The 14,582-nt window shown below is 47.0% G+C and carries 11 protein-coding genes and 3 pseudogenes; all 14 read left to right on the top strand.

The window, feature by feature from the left end:
- On the top strand, positions 1 to 1,654 hold a 1,654-nt coding region (locus FBY13_RS23675), incomplete at its 5' end, for a type VI secretion system Vgr family protein (RefSeq protein WP_255474447.1).
- A 1-nt stretch (position 1,655) separates the two neighbouring features.
- The gene (locus FBY13_RS07120; protein WP_145393822.1) at positions 1,656 to 2,435 is read left to right on the top strand and encodes a hypothetical protein; all 780 of its coding nucleotides are present in this window, start codon (positions 1,656 to 1,658) and stop codon (positions 2,433 to 2,435) included.
- A gap of 82 nt (positions 2,436 to 2,517) precedes the next feature.
- Positions 2,518 to 3,078 carry a hypothetical protein gene (locus FBY13_RS07125; protein WP_255474448.1) on the top strand — a complete coding sequence of 187 codons (561 nt, stop codon included), beginning with the start codon at positions 2,518 to 2,520 and terminating at the stop codon, positions 3,076 to 3,078.
- A 10-nt stretch (positions 3,079 to 3,088) separates the two neighbouring features.
- Positions 3,089 to 3,781, top strand: a complete 693-nt coding sequence (locus FBY13_RS07130) for a hypothetical protein (RefSeq protein WP_255474449.1) — start codon at positions 3,089 to 3,091, stop codon at positions 3,779 to 3,781.
- Positions 3,782 to 4,066: 285 nt separating this feature from the next.
- Complete coding sequence (locus FBY13_RS07135) at positions 4,067 to 4,414, top strand: hypothetical protein (RefSeq protein ID WP_145393823.1); 348 nt, start codon at positions 4,067 to 4,069, stop codon at positions 4,412 to 4,414.
- A 1,068-nt stretch (positions 4,415 to 5,482) separates the two neighbouring features.
- Positions 5,483 to 6,283, top strand: coding sequence for a hypothetical protein (locus FBY13_RS07145; protein ID WP_255474450.1), 801 nt, complete (start codon positions 5,483 to 5,485; stop codon positions 6,281 to 6,283).
- A gap of 12 nt (positions 6,284 to 6,295) precedes the next feature.
- Positions 6,296 to 6,736: a DcrB-related protein gene (locus FBY13_RS07150; protein ID WP_096010411.1), complete on the top strand. Its 441-nt coding sequence runs from the start codon at positions 6,296 to 6,298 to the stop codon at positions 6,734 to 6,736.
- 3 nt (positions 6,737 to 6,739) lie between these two features.
- A pseudogene (locus FBY13_RS07155) lies at positions 6,740 to 10,724 on the top strand (RHS repeat-associated core domain-containing protein); the annotation flags it as partial.
- A gap of 42 nt (positions 10,725 to 10,766) precedes the next feature.
- Positions 10,767 to 11,150, top strand: a pseudogene (locus FBY13_RS23405) (RES family NAD+ phosphorylase); the annotation flags it as partial.
- A 2-nt stretch (positions 11,151 to 11,152) separates the two neighbouring features.
- Entirely contained in the window at positions 11,153 to 11,437 is a 285-nt protein-coding gene (locus FBY13_RS07160; RefSeq protein WP_145393825.1) for a hypothetical protein, read from the top strand.
- Positions 11,438 to 12,135: 698 nt separating this feature from the next.
- Positions 12,136 to 12,522: pseudogene (locus FBY13_RS23885) on the top strand (hypothetical protein); the annotation flags it as partial.
- Positions 12,523 to 12,905: 383 nt separating this feature from the next.
- Positions 12,906 to 13,151, top strand: coding sequence for a hypothetical protein (locus FBY13_RS07175; RefSeq protein ID WP_145393826.1), 246 nt, complete (start codon positions 12,906 to 12,908; stop codon positions 13,149 to 13,151).
- 234 nt (positions 13,152 to 13,385) lie between these two features.
- Positions 13,386 to 13,601 carry a hypothetical protein gene (locus FBY13_RS07180; protein WP_145393827.1) on the top strand — a complete coding sequence of 72 codons (216 nt, stop codon included), beginning with the start codon at positions 13,386 to 13,388 and terminating at the stop codon, positions 13,599 to 13,601.
- A 262-nt stretch (positions 13,602 to 13,863) separates the two neighbouring features.
- Positions 13,864 to 14,250 carry a hypothetical protein gene (locus tag FBY13_RS07185; protein WP_145393828.1) on the top strand — a complete coding sequence of 129 codons (387 nt, stop codon included), beginning with the start codon at positions 13,864 to 13,866 and terminating at the stop codon, positions 14,248 to 14,250.
- Positions 14,251 to 14,582: the final 332 nt, after the last annotated feature.

Genomic DNA, 14,582 nt, shown 5'->3' on the forward strand with positions numbered 1-14,582 from the left:
CTTCAGCGACAACGGCAAATACCTGGTGACGTCGGCGCACTACGACTTTGAAGAGAACAGCTACGCCAGCGGCGACGTGGGTGCCACGCGGCACAACATCGACTTCACGGTGCTGCCGGCAGCGGTGACGTACCGTGCGAAGCCGGACACGCCGTGGCCGAAGACGCACGGCCCGCAGACGGCGAAGGTGGTGGGGCCGAAAGGCGAGAGCATCTGGACGGACAAATACGGCCGGGTGAAGGTAAAGTTCCACTGGGACCGTCTGGCGAAAGGGGACGACACGAGTTCGTGCTGGGTGCGGGTGTCAAGCGCCTGGGCAGGCCAGGGCTTCGGCGGGGTACAGATCCCGCGCGTCAACGATGAGGTTGTAGTGGACTTCATCAACGGCGATCCGGACCGTCCGTTGATCATTGGCCGTGTTTACAACGAAGCCAGTATGCCGCCATGGGCACTACCGGCTGCCGCCACACAAATGGGCTTTTTGAGTCGCTCGAAAGACGGCACTGCGGATACCGCGAACGCATTACGCTTTGAGGATAAGGCGGGCGAGGAGCATTTGTGGATCCAGGCGCAGAAGAACATGGATACGCATGTTAAAAATGATTCCAGCCATTCCGTTGCCAACAATCACAGTCACTATGCAGGCGGTAACGAACTCTATCGCGTTGAAACCAACCGTGTACACGGTGTAAAAGGGGGCGAAGAGCGGCTGACCGGTAAAGGAAAACTTGATGCGGTGGTGGATACCTATGTCGTTGGGTCGGGGACTAAACTTCGGCTTGAATGCGGTGAGAGCGCTATCGAACTTAACGCGAATGGCCAGATTAATATTGTTGGTAAGGGGTTCAATATTTTCGTGCAGGGCGATGGTCATATCACCACCTCTGGCGGTAAACTGAACCTGAACACGGATGGCGCGAAACCGGGCACAAGCGCTCCGGGTTCAGGTCATAAACAGAACATCAGTCAGGCCGTTGAGAATCTATTCCCACCGAAGCAGAAAGGACAGGCCGCGCCTGCTGCGCCCAAGGCAGCGGCGGCACCGGCGAAAGGGGCCGCTGCGCCGTTAAAACAAAGCGCTAATTCTGGTGATACGAAGAAGCTCGATGATAGTGTTGTCCGGTCAATAATGAAGTCAGAAGGAGCAGGTGGTGAACAGGGCGGTGTTCCGGAAATGTACGGTTTCAGAAAAGGATTTGGGCCTGCATATAAAGATATCGCTGCCGCCAGGAAGAAGTATGGACAGGGGAGTGATGAAGAATTTGAGGTGGTGTCAAAATATATGAACCAGACAGCTCAAAAAGCCGGAGCGCTTAATTTTAGTGACCCAGGGAAACAAGCCGCTGTTATGTCATTAGCGCATATGAGAGGAGTGGGGGGAGCTCAGGCTATACTCAATTCGATGAGTGGTGATGACATCGTCAAGTCTTCACAACTGACTGAAAAATCAATTGACTATGTTGAAAAAATGGGTTCTTCTGAATTCCAAAATGACCTTGTCAGCGCCAGGTTGAATTATGACAAGTCAATATATGGTTCAACTACTACGGTGAAAAATGGTGTTTCTTATAACTGGTGGGAACATTATTCTACCGGCTTGACCAAGCGCTATAGTAATGAAGCTGCTGAGTTTTTAAAGTTTTCAGGTGAATAAAATGAATTTATTTATTAAGTTAATTTTTTTGGTTGTTTTTACAAGTGGCTCAGTAAGTGTTGCAACTGCATCGGATACCCAGTCGACTTATTCTCAGTATAATAGTCTGAGCAATGTTTCAACTATTTTTAATGACCAGAATGTCGTTTCCAGTTTAAAATCTGTTCTAGGTAGTGAGTACAATAACTTTATCCAGAATTTTGATGTTTTTGGCGAACCTCACAAAACAGCGAGTGGTGGTATATTTGTCGAGGGCTGGTTAAAGGATCTTTATCTTGAGCAGGCATCAGCATTTGTTATACAGCCAGACGGTAAAGTCTACGCTGCATGGATGCTGCCTGAAGATAATGAAATACGTTATGTAAGTAATGATCGTCAAAATAATAAAATGCAGGAAGATATTGCACTTTGGGCAAAACGTTTTGATAAAGAACAGTCAGCTACTCCCGCTAAAAGTCCAAAAGAAACACAAAGCAATAGCGAGAAAGTTTTCGAGACGCAGAAGTTTAAAATTAAGATAACGTCGCTCTGTGCTGCTGGTTCGGAGTGTAATGACGTCAGTTATGAGGGTGTAAGGAAATCAGATGGGGCGGTTGTCAGATTAAAAGGAAAAGCCATGAAAAGTGATTGTGGTGAAGCTTCCTGCCCGGTTCTGAGCTATAAATTTCGCAATCATGATGCAACCTATATTATTAACAATGTTATTAGTAATCTTACGGTTGTTGTTAATAGCAAAATAGTACTATCAGAAAACGGAAAGTGGGAGAACATTTCCGAGTAATGAAATTCGTGTGTGATAGTGCTTTATGTTTTCGCACTGTCACACACGATGTTTGCACGTCTTATTGAATGGGGTTTTTTAAATGGCATGCCTTAACAATAAAGTTAATTTTCTCCTGGGTATGCTGCTGGCAGTTATTGTTTCTTTTTATGCTCATGGTGTAATAGCTGATGGTTCCAGTACTGAACTAAAAACTTCTGACTTTCGTGTGATAATTAATCATCATTTTTTAGCTTTGGGTGACGTTTGGAGCGGTGAAATTCAGAAGCAGGCGGGCGACCAGATCAGTGAAAATTTTGTTGGCGATGTGCCTGCTGGAGACATGAGCTATAAGTACTACCAGCATCAATTTGACGGTTTTGAAATCTATACTGCGAATCTATTCTGGCAACAAGAAAAGCGCGACATTGACAGCTACCTTATTGCGCAGATAAGTATTAACACTCCCGCGATTGAAACAGCCAGGGGCATCAAGATCGGCGACACGCAGAATGCGCTGGTCAGCAAGTATGGTCAAGGTACAACGGCTGACAGTGATAATCAACATTGGCTATATTATGATGCTAATAATAAGCGCATCTCTTTTCAGCTTGAACATGAAAAAATCAGTCATGTTATGATGACCCTTAACACTGATAACTAAAAAATGTGTGATGCTTCATACAGAAATAAATCAGGCGGCTAAGGTGCTTTTTTTTGGTAGCGGGCTATTAAGTTCGCTACCAATTTTTTATTCTTTTCTTGATCAAGATATTGGAGATGCTATGATAATATCGAAAATGTCACCCCAAAAAAATAGTGTGCAATGTCTTTATATTAACTGCAACAAAATAAATCGTCAGCACAATATTAGAGCAATAGTGTTACTGTTAAGTGTTTTGATAAGTGGAGTAGCTGATGCCAGGGTACAAGCAATAGATATATGGGATTTTATCTCGCAGATGAATCCTTTAGTAAAAAATCTCTCTGTAGATGATGTTAATAGTGCGCCGCTAGCGTTCAAATTAATAAATCAGAATGAATATATCAATTTTTATCAGGTTCGAGAAAAAGTAAAGCTTGAAGATGCATCGACGATAACCGATATTGAATTGCGTCTGAGTAAAACGTCGGGAGGTATGGCACCTTTTCTGCGTTTCTCACTTAATGGAAAGTGCTTCACGCTCAGTGATGTCAAGAAGCACTATCATGATGCGAAGTTATCAAATTACCCGCGTGGCGATTCTGAAAACGAGACAACTGGCTATACGAGTTTTTCTGATATGGATAAACATGAGATCACCTTTTCATTTAATCAGAAAACACCCATTTGCCTTAGTAACGTTACTATTACTACCATTCAATGAACTAATATGATTTTTTAAGAGGGAAAGTAATTGTCAAAGATAAGCCGTATTGACAAGTAAACCCTCCATTGAAGGCCTCTTATGTAATAATTAACTAAATGGCAATATATTTTTTCGTCTTAAAGTTATTTAATAATTAATTTACTTTATTGAGATGCTTTAATCAAGTTCTTGTCCATTTTATCCATCTTCATCCATTTTAGCTTTGGTTGATTTTGATCGAAAAATTCTTTGGTGTAAATTAATTGTATTAATGAGTGAGTGTTGTTAAAGCTTAGGGTAAGTATGATTAAGATATTAATGATTGCTGTTTTGGTACTGCCATGTAATGTTTTAGCAAATGATTTTTGTGCGGACCTTGATAAGCTTGCAAGTGCTAAAGGCGTAATTTTAAATAACAATGATAATGTTTTCAAAGTGAGCGGCGTTGGGCGGTTGCAGTTTTATTCTGCACCAAATAAAAAATGCGCGCTTAAAGGCGTTTTTATCATTCCGGGGCACAGATTATACGCCTATGTTGAATACAAAAGTTTCTATAGTGTTATGTATCTCTCGCGTGATGGCGATCAAATTACAGGTTGGGTAGAAAAAGGAAGGTTGACTGAGACGCATGAAGGTATTTCACCTGATTAAGTTGTGCACGCTTCATCCAGATTAACTTACTAAGTTCTGTCGATAAGAATTGTACTTCAATGATTTTATAGTAATGTCGTTTAAGTGGCTTCCTTGATTTAACATGCGAAAAATCTATAAACTAATATGAAAAAATACTGTTTAAGTTTTCTCTTGTTTTATCATTATATTCATGCAGTCTGAATACTTCAGATCTTTTTTCGGGTGAATGGGCCGGCGACCAGAAAAAGAATGATGGTACATTGTATTCAACCTTAAGCCTAAAAATTGAACAACGTGGCAGTCGGTTGATTGGAACTTACTGCTATGTTACCCGAAGCGGTAAGAAAATAGATTGCTCTGTGGACGGAGATAAAAATCTCAATGGCACTGTAAAAGGGACTCAGGCTACAGTTTTTTTAACTCCGGTTTTGGTTAGGGTAGAGGGGAAGCAAATCTGATTCGCAAGGGTAATACGCTTTCTTGGGTTTAAATAAAAATCCTGTCGAAGGTGATGTTGATTACCCTCAGAGATACGCATTGGTTAAAGAAAACAGAGATTTCTCAAAATCTTAAATTAAGGTTTTCTCAACATCGGACTTCACTGTTCTTCTGTTAAACCGCTGCGGTGATTTTTTTAACGTTTGCGATAGAGTTAAATACATTGGCTTCAGAAATAAAGATGGAAAACAAATCACTCTTTAAGGTAAAACTATAAACGCTGAACAGACAAAAAAAGTCGAAGGTATGATTTTTACAAATGCGGATGTTAGGTATGTCATAAGGTTCAATCCGTTATCGCTGACAGTAATAAAAACGGGAACGGTACTCGTAGATCAGCAGGGGAAGTGGGAATGATGCTGCAAGAAGAGATAAGTCCTGATGCAAGTCGAAACGTAAAAAATTTGAATGAAAAGAATAAGCCCCACTTTGAAAAGGGCTGCTCTGCTGTGGCAATTCGTTGAAGATCACGATGATAACCTGATGCCAACGCCGATTTCATTTGGTATTCTCCTCCCTTTACCCTGATAAAAAACCTCAATGAGCGTAAATCGTTTTCCAGGCCGCGCTTTTTCAGCATTAATACTGTTGTTATTAACATGTATTGCCAATGCAGAATCCAGCACGGAAACGTTAACACCTGCACTTAATCCAGGTGATTTTTCCATCTTACTCAACGATTTCGCCTTTACGCCTGGCGACGCATGGAGCAATCAAAGCTTTATTCGTGCTGGCAAAGCCTTGAGTTCGGTGGTCGTTGGAGAAACGGTTATCGATAAACAACGTTTTAACTATTTCCATCACAGCTATGAAGGTTTCGATTTGTATAGCGCGACAGCGATTGGGAATGCCAGTCACACGATTCTGGCGAAAATTTCCCTGAACAGTGCTGGGGTGCCAACGGCGCGTAACATCGCTGTCGGCGATAGTGTAGAGCAGGTCAGGGCTTCCTATGGACCCGGAAAAGAAGACAACAGTGATAATCAGCACTGGCTTATCTATAAGATGGGTGAGAAGCAGTTGATGTTCGAAATTGACCAGCAAAAAGTCAGTCACATCATGTTGAATACCACCATGAGTGCAGAGCAACATGAAGTCAGCGCTGATCAGGCTATCGCCGTAGCGACGAACGCGATTCATACTTATCACCTCACCGCGCTTGATGATCAATGTCTGAGATACGACCTGGATGACACCAGTGAGAAGGCGTTCTACATCATTACGGTTCGTGAAGATAACCACGACGTCAGTTGCGGCGGGGACCCGGATATTTCTCCCCGGCTTTTTGATATCAAAGTTGCTCGTGATAACACACAGATACTCACAAATGCCGATAACGCTGATGGCGATTATCGTAGCCTGGTTCCACCCGCCACAAACAATCAATAAAACGGACATCCTATGAATTATCAGTTTAATGAAGGCGCTTTTGCGCTTTTTCCTGCTGCCTGGCAGGACACCACCATGAATATTTTGCGGGATGACGCCAGCGGACTGGCATTAGTGGTGAGCCGGGGTGTGATTCCTGAGGACAGCGATGCGGAAAAAGAGTTTCAACGTCAGTGGGACACGTTGCGCAGCCAGATGGGTCACATTCAGCAGACTGAGTTTGTTCGGGTTACGGCTGGCGCGGATAACGCTTTGCGTGCGGTAGAAGTTGAAACCGCCTTCGATCGTAACGGACAAGCCGTGTGGCAGCGACAGTTGGCGGCCCGGGTTCCGGATAGCAACATCTTAATGATTTTTACCCTCTCCGCGATGCGCGCCTTCAATGAAGAAGACGGCCAGCGCTGGAGTGCCTTCAAACAAAGCCTGAGTCTGAACAACCCACGGAAAGCATAAGCTATGGATAACCGTGCGGCCCGCGTGGGCGATGAGATCATTCACTCCAGTATTTTCGCTGATATCACCAGTATTGTTGCTGAAGGCGCAGCCTACGCCGTGATCGGCGCTGCGGTCGGTGCGGCGGCAACAGCAGCAGCACCATTGCTGGGTGCAGGAATGGCTGCGGATTGGTTCCAGCTGTCTGCTCAGCGGCATTATTGGCGGTGTATTAGCGAACGCTGCGGGCATTTCGGATGACATCACTAAAGCGGCCGATGGGCTGGGAGACATGATATTCCCGCCTTCTCCAGCCGGTGTGATCGCCAGCGGCTCTGAGAATGTTCACGTTAATGGTCTTTTAGCTGCACGCGCGGCCGGGATGCTTACGCCTGGAGATACGCCGCCACCGGAACCGCAATCGCCTAAGAGTTTCGCAGACTATGGCGGCATGCTGCTCTCTGCGGTGGGTCAGTTTGGCAGTGCAATGTGGCAACCCACGGTCGCCTCTGCCGATGCTGGCACCTCTCCGCTGGAGCAGGACAAAGTGGCCTGTGAAAAGCACAGTGCACCGCAATATCTGGCGCAGGGATCGAAACGCGTCTTTATCAATGGCCAGCCTGCGGTGCGGGCAAAGGATAAAACCACCTGTGATGCCACGGTGAGTGACGATGTTTCCCCCAATGTCATCATTGGTGGTGAAACCGTCACTGTAAGAGAGATTAAAAGTGGCAAGGTGCCAGGCCTGGCCGTGATGATGATCGGCCTTTCCCTGATTCGTGGTCGCCCCAGCCAGATCCTGAAAAATATGCCCTGCGCGCTGGCGAGCGCCGTGGGCGGGATGATGGCGGATATGGCGATTAACGCCGCCTTCTCCTCGCTGTTCCCGGTTCATGCCTCCACCGGCGTCAAAGTTCTTAATGATGATGCCGAGCGCGATTTCTCCCTGCCTGGCCGCTTCCCGCTCAGTTTCCAGCGTAGCTATAACAGCCTGACCCAGCGCAGCGGATTATTTGGTTCTGGCTGGGCGACGGTGTTTGACAGCTATTTAACGCTGGATGGCAATCAGGCGACCTGGTTTGATGACAACGGGCGCGAGCTGAGCTTTGCGGTTCCCGGTGATAAAGAGGTGCTATACAGCATCAGCGAAGGGCTGATGGTACGGCGCAACGAATTGGGTGATATCGCCATCGCCGACGACGACGGTGCGGTATGGCGTCTGTACAGACGTACGGCCGCTGATCCGCAAGTGCTGCGGCTGGCTTCTCTGAGCGACGAGTACGGCAATGCGCTGGAGATGGGCTGGGATGAGCAGGCTCGCCTGGTGCGTATTCATGACGCGCCGCTGGCTATTGATGTCACCCTGCATTACGACGACAGGCTGCACACACGGCGTCCGACATCAGCCAGCCATTTTGATGGTGATCAGCACTGGCCATTAGCGCACTGGACCTACAATGAACAGGGCCAGCTTGCCAGCGTCACCGATGCCGCAGGCGTTGTCTCGCGTCGCTTCCGTTACAACGATGACGGGTTAATGGTCTGGCATCAACTGCCCGGCGGGCTGGAAAGCGAATATCGCTGGCAGAAACTGGATCACTGGCGCGTCGTTGAAAACCGCACCAATACCGGTGACGGCTGTCATATGCATTACGACTTAGAGGCCGGTATCACGCGCGTCTCTACCTATGACGGTCAACAGCGCGAACACCACTGGAATGCCGCAGGCCTCATCACCTGCTTTATTGATGAGCGGGGCGAGAAGTGGCGCTATGAGTGGGATGAAAACGAACTCCTGACGCGTCGTATCGATCCGCTGGGCAACGCGGTGAGCTTCACCTATGACGATCTGGGCAACCGCGTTGAAGAGAAAGATGCGGATGGCGGTGTGCAGGCGGTGCAATGGCTGTCACACCGCTCTCTGCCGACGGTCGTCGCAGGGGCAGACGGTGCCACAACGAAATACTATTACGATCCCCATCATGGCCTTGAGCGCGTGGTCGATGCGCTCGGGCAGAGTACCTTCTATAAACGGGATGAGTTTGGGCTGGTTGTCGAAGAAACTGACGCGGCGGGTAACAGCTATCGTCGTGAATTCAATGATGCCGGCCAGGTCATCCGTGAAACAGACTGTTCAGGGCTGACGACGCGCTACCGCTATCATCCCCTTGGCTGGCTCAGCTGTGTGACTGCGCCGGATGGTGAAGAAACCCGGTATCACTATGATGCAGCGGGCCGTCCTGTTCTGCTGGAGCGGGCAGAGGGCTGGGAAGAGCGGTTGCGCTGGAGCGACAACGGCCTGCCACTGGCCCATGAGTCAGCCGATGGTAAACGTAGTGAATTCCGCTACGACAATGTCGGACGCTTAATCGCCAACCGTAATGCCCAGGGTGAGACGGTTCAGCGCAGCTGGGACAGCCGCGGCCGGTTGACGGCGCTGCAAAACGAGAACGGCGAGCAGTATCAGTTCGAGTGGGGTGCCGATTCCCTGTTGCTGGCCCAGGTTGGGCTGGATGGCGTTGCCACGAAATACGATTATGACGCTGCGGGCCGCACGGTATCACGCACCTTTGCCGCCGGACATCCTCAGTCCATTATCCATCGCTATCACTGGAGCCGTGCAGGGCAACTGCTGGCGCGGACCACGCCGGAAGGCCAGACGCGCTATCACTACAGCGGTAGTGGTCAACTGGGTAAAGTGTCGCAGCATCTGCCGCTGTCTGACACCGCGTGGAGCCAGCAGGCCGAGCAGGAGATTACGTTTACGTATGATGCGCTGGGCCGCATCGTAGGTGAGCAGGGGGAGCAGGGCGCACTGGCCTGGGATTACGACGCGCTGGGCAACTGCACGGCCTTAACCCTGCCGGATGGCCGTAACCTGAAACAGCTTTACTATGGCAGTGGCCATTTACTGAGCATCGCGCTGGACAACCTGCCGGTCACCGAGTTTACCCGTGACACATTGCATCGGGAACTCAGCCGCACGCAGGGCGGCCTGACCACGCGCAGTGAGTATGACCGGCTGGGCAGGCTGCGCCGTCGTGACGTTTTCAAAGGGGAAGCACAGCGCCCTGCGCCGCGCGTCTGGTCCCGTCGGCGGGACTTTGATTACGGCAACAACCTGATCCGTGAAGAGCGCGACGATAACCCGTTCAGCCAGACATTATGGAACTACGATAACGCCGGTCGGCTGCTGTCTCAGGAAGGCGCACAGCCGGGTAATGAGCAGTGGCGCTGGGATGGCGCAGGCAACCCGCTGGATCGCCATACTGCTTCCCACATCATGCATAACCGTGTCACCGAACTGAACGGTATCCGCTGGCAATACGACATTCATGGCCGTACCACCGAGAAGGATGACGGCCAGACCCGCTGGCGCTACCGTTACGATGGTGAGCACCGCCTGACAGACGTCATCAGCGAACCGCGGGACCGCAATAAGCCACGCGCTAAGGTGAGTTTTCGCTACGATCCGCTGGGGCGACGCATCAGTAAAACCAGCCAGCAACTGTTACAGGGCAGGCCGTCTGGCAGGGCCGTTACAACACGCTTTGTCTGGGAAGGCTATCGTCTGCTGCAGGAGATCCACGACGACATTCCGCTTACCTATGTGTACAGCGACAGCCAGAGCTATGAGCCGCTGGCCCGTATTGATGGCGTGGAAAGCCCGGAGATATTCTGGTTTCACTGCGCGGCAAACGGCACGCCGGAACGGCTGACTGACGTTGAAGGGCAGAAAACCTGGGAAGGTGTGAACAGCCCATGGGGCAAACTGCTGCGCGAGTCAAATCAGCGCGTTCCGGGCTACAATCAGAACCTGCGTATGCAGGGCCAGTACCTGGATCGTGAAACGGGGCTGCACTACAATCTGTTTCGTTATTATGACCCGGACAGCGGACGGTTTACCCAGCAGGACCCGATAGGGCTGGCGGGCGGGATCAATCTTTACCAGTACGCGCCGAATGCGCTGGGATGGATGGATCCATGGGGGTTGATGAAGTGTTCTAACCCACCGAAGGGAAGGAAGGTTAATCGGACAGTTTATCGCTTTGAGCAGCCTGACAGGATGAGTACGACATGGACAACACATCCGGGTAATATTAAAGCATCGCATAGATATACAGATGAGGGATTGGGTGGTGTGTATGGAGCAAACTCACGTAAAACCGCTTTAGCTGAGGTAAATGCATGGGGCGTAGATTTATCGACTCGTGAATTAACCAGTAAGAAAGTACAGCTCAATAGTGTTCTAGATCTGACCAGTTCAGATGTCAGAAACCAACTTGGTGTTTCACTAAAAGACATTACTGGTGATTCATATGATGTTACTCATCAGATTGGTAGTTGGGCTAAAGGGGCAGGATATGATGGTATATTGGCACCTTCAGCACGAAACCCAACTGGCTCTAATTTAATTTCATTCTCAGGATTTTAGGTATGCCTCCGTTAGAAAATTATTATAAAGGTGATGAAAAGTGGGATGATTTCTCTGGTTTTTATTCGGAGAGTTATTTGGATGATACGGCTCGTAGTCTTGCAAGGGAATTAGAAGGGCATTTAGATATTGCTGTTGTCATTTATGGACTATTGGGCCCAAAGGAAAGTTTTGATTGGATATATAAAAAAATTCCTGTCCTTGATAATGTGAGTCCGAAAGACTGTCTAAAAAGCGAATTATTACTGAAACGTCTAAAAACGGCTTTAATGCGTATGCCATGCTAATAAAAAAAGTCGGAAACGATCACGGAGATCCTTCCGGTTTTTTTTATTACTCTATCATCGAGCCCGATGCAGGCCGGGTAATGATCCGGTCGGGATATCTTAAATACCGTAGTGTTCGACGTAGAAGGCACACAACCATAGCTAACCTAGTATGAGTGTGCGGTAGCGTGGGCAATTTATTGCACCATGAAGACGTTATGGGGCACATGATTTTGATTTCAAAGTGCTGGGTGCATCAATGGATTGTACGCGTGATTTTCATCGGGCTGCATCATCTATGCAGAAGGCGCGCAGCGATATCTTGTTCGGCTTGGTTGGCGTCATCCCAATACTCAAAGTGCTATCGTCACTCACCTTATTATGACCAAAACGCCCAGGCAAGCAACAGCATCTGGTACGGGCGAGTTGCTTACTTAAGCTGTAAGCACTAAATCAGTGGAAACGGAGATTGCCTCGACAGCACTTTCCTGTGGCGCAATGATTATTAGAGCTTGCGTAGCTTTAAGCAACACCTGCCCCGACAGCGTCGCATGAAATAAACCATATAGGTCTTCATTACTCTTATCGCGGAACACGCATTCCGCGACTCTCGTCATACCATCCCCTTTTCTCTCAAACTTTAAAACAAAAAACTTGATGCAAGTTGCCCACTGGTGAGTATTGAAGGTGAGGATAGCTCTGTAATATCTAGGTTACTCCGGAGCTATTTCGGTTACGGTAACAACCTGAGCCGTGAAGAGCGTGACGACAATCCGCTCAGCCAGACATTATGGAACTACGATAAAGCAAGTTGGCTGCTGTCTCAGGAAGGCGCACAGCCAGGTAATGAGCAGTGGCGCTGGGATGGCGCAGGCAACCCGCTGGATCGCCATACTGCTTCCCACATCATGCATAACCGCGTCACCGAGCTGAACGGTATCCGCTGGCAGTACGATATCCATGGCCGTACTACCGAGAAGGATGACGGCCAGACCCGCTGGCGCTACCGTTACGATGGTGAACACCGCCTGACGGACGTCATCAGCGAACCGCGGGATCGCAATAAGCCACGCACTAAGGTGAGCTTCCGCTATGATCCGCTGGGGCTGAGTAGATGTTCAACGCATAAAGATGTAGAAACCCCATACGGACCAGCAACTCAATCAACCGCTCCTGAGGCTTTGGCAGCCAGATCACAAGTAGAAAACGGGGCAACGTTATATCGTGTTGGTACGACCGGGCGTAGTGAAACAGTAGGTGCACAATTCTGGGCTTTAGAACATCCCCATTCGCCGGGCTATGCGAATAGATATGGAATCCCACAGGAAAATGTGGACAGAAGTAATTTCTTGATGACTGCACGTTTAAAACCTGGGGCTGAATTTGTCACGAGGCCTGCTCCGGGGGTTGGAGAAAACTTGGGAGGTGGGATCGAAGTAGTGGTTCCGCCGGATGCTGTTGATATTCAGAACTTTAATCTCTTTTAATTATGAAAAATGACATTTATTCTCGTTCAAAAATACTAGCTGGCAAGTTGGAGAAACAGTCGGTCAATAGCGCGAATATTGCTAAGGATATTACAGATGCTATTGATTACAGCGCCACATCTAGTGAGGCTCTTATGAAAATTAAATTTCATATAAATAAGGTGTTGTTGGATGCAGATAAATACAATAGTGAGATAGTAAAATTAGCTTTTGATATTAAGAATGATATCATCAAGTTGATTGGTTAATGTTTTCGAGGTTTAATCCGGAAGCAATCTTAACGAACCTTCCGTTTTTTTACTTTAACCTTCTGTCAGGCCATCACCGCGCTCATCCGCTGAAGTGCCTGCCAGGGTTCGCTGCGTTTTTAGAGAAGGTCATGTCAGATCGGTAGCGTGCGCGGGGAAAAAGTCCGCATCGGGATCTTCGGGTTAACGGTCTGCCGGTAAAGGCAAAGGCGTGCTCTTTAATAGGCTTTGAAAGTGGATATTAAAATATTTTGTGATTACGGCATAACTCTTGTAGATAGAGATGGGAAAATCTTTGCTTTGTTCGACTCCGGTGAGCTTGTTCCCGAATACCTTGAAGCTGAAATTAACGAAGAGGAAGCTGCAAAAGTTCAAAAAAGTCAACGGGATGCTTGTGAAGTGATAATTTCTTTAAGTGACAAAATAATAAAGGTACCGAGGAAAAAATAAAAAATTATTATTTTATATCTTTCTTTTAAAAAACGCATTCCGCTTTAAAAGCAAAAAACTCTCTATTGATGAATGTGTAAGTCAGAGAGTTTATTTTTTAACCTCAATGTGTAGGGCGTTTTATCTATGCTGACCTATCTGCAGGAAATTCAGAACTATGTTTCACTTATCTGTGTTTTCTAGGTTAACCAAGCTACGAAACTCAACATGAAACCCCTTCAATAATTGATAAACTAATCGAGAATGGCTATTTACTAAAAGTATGAAATTAATTAATTATCAGAAAAAAAAGATATTAATTCACGATGGTTTAGAAGCTCCTTTCTTGATGAATGATAAGCTGATTTCGTGTCCGTACTGTGATGGCATGGTTTATTATGGATTATACAATTCAACGGATTTAGATATGTATGAAGAAAAGAAAATGAAAGCTGTAGTCAGCAGTATTAAAGGGTTGAAGTTGACTGGAAATGAAACCCAAGAGTATCGATATAAAAATAGCCAATTAAGATTTTTTGAAACAAAATGTTCAAATGAATTGCATGATGTTTTAGTTGTTTTTACTTATAAGGAGTTACAGCCTGCTCGTTATGAGTCCTATCTTGTAGGAGTATTTGACAATAATGCCCTCAATAAAGAGTGCTCTTGATTCGGAATCAAGAGTGTTATTTTGCAATGAGGCATTTGTCTTTTAATTTTATGGCTTTTTAGTGGAAAGCTTGGTGGATAAGGTCAACTAAACAACCTGCAGGCTAACCTTTATCAGTAGACGCGGAATGAGCTGGGATGGATTGATAAGTCAGATTTTGACAAGATGTCTTATTAAGAAAATCAGATGAAGACTCAGGTCCATAAGAAGCAGATGTGTATCTTGTTTTTAAGTAAACATAGTTTTGTATATGTTAAAAGTTCATCCTTCATGGATGAGCTAAAATTAATATTAATAAAGAAAATTGAAATGTAAAATTTGGTAATAGATTA

Source organism: Pantoea sp. SJZ147 (assembly GCF_007828605.1).
In the GTDB taxonomy this organism is placed as follows: domain Bacteria; phylum Pseudomonadota; class Gammaproteobacteria; order Enterobacterales; family Enterobacteriaceae; genus Pantoea; species Pantoea allii.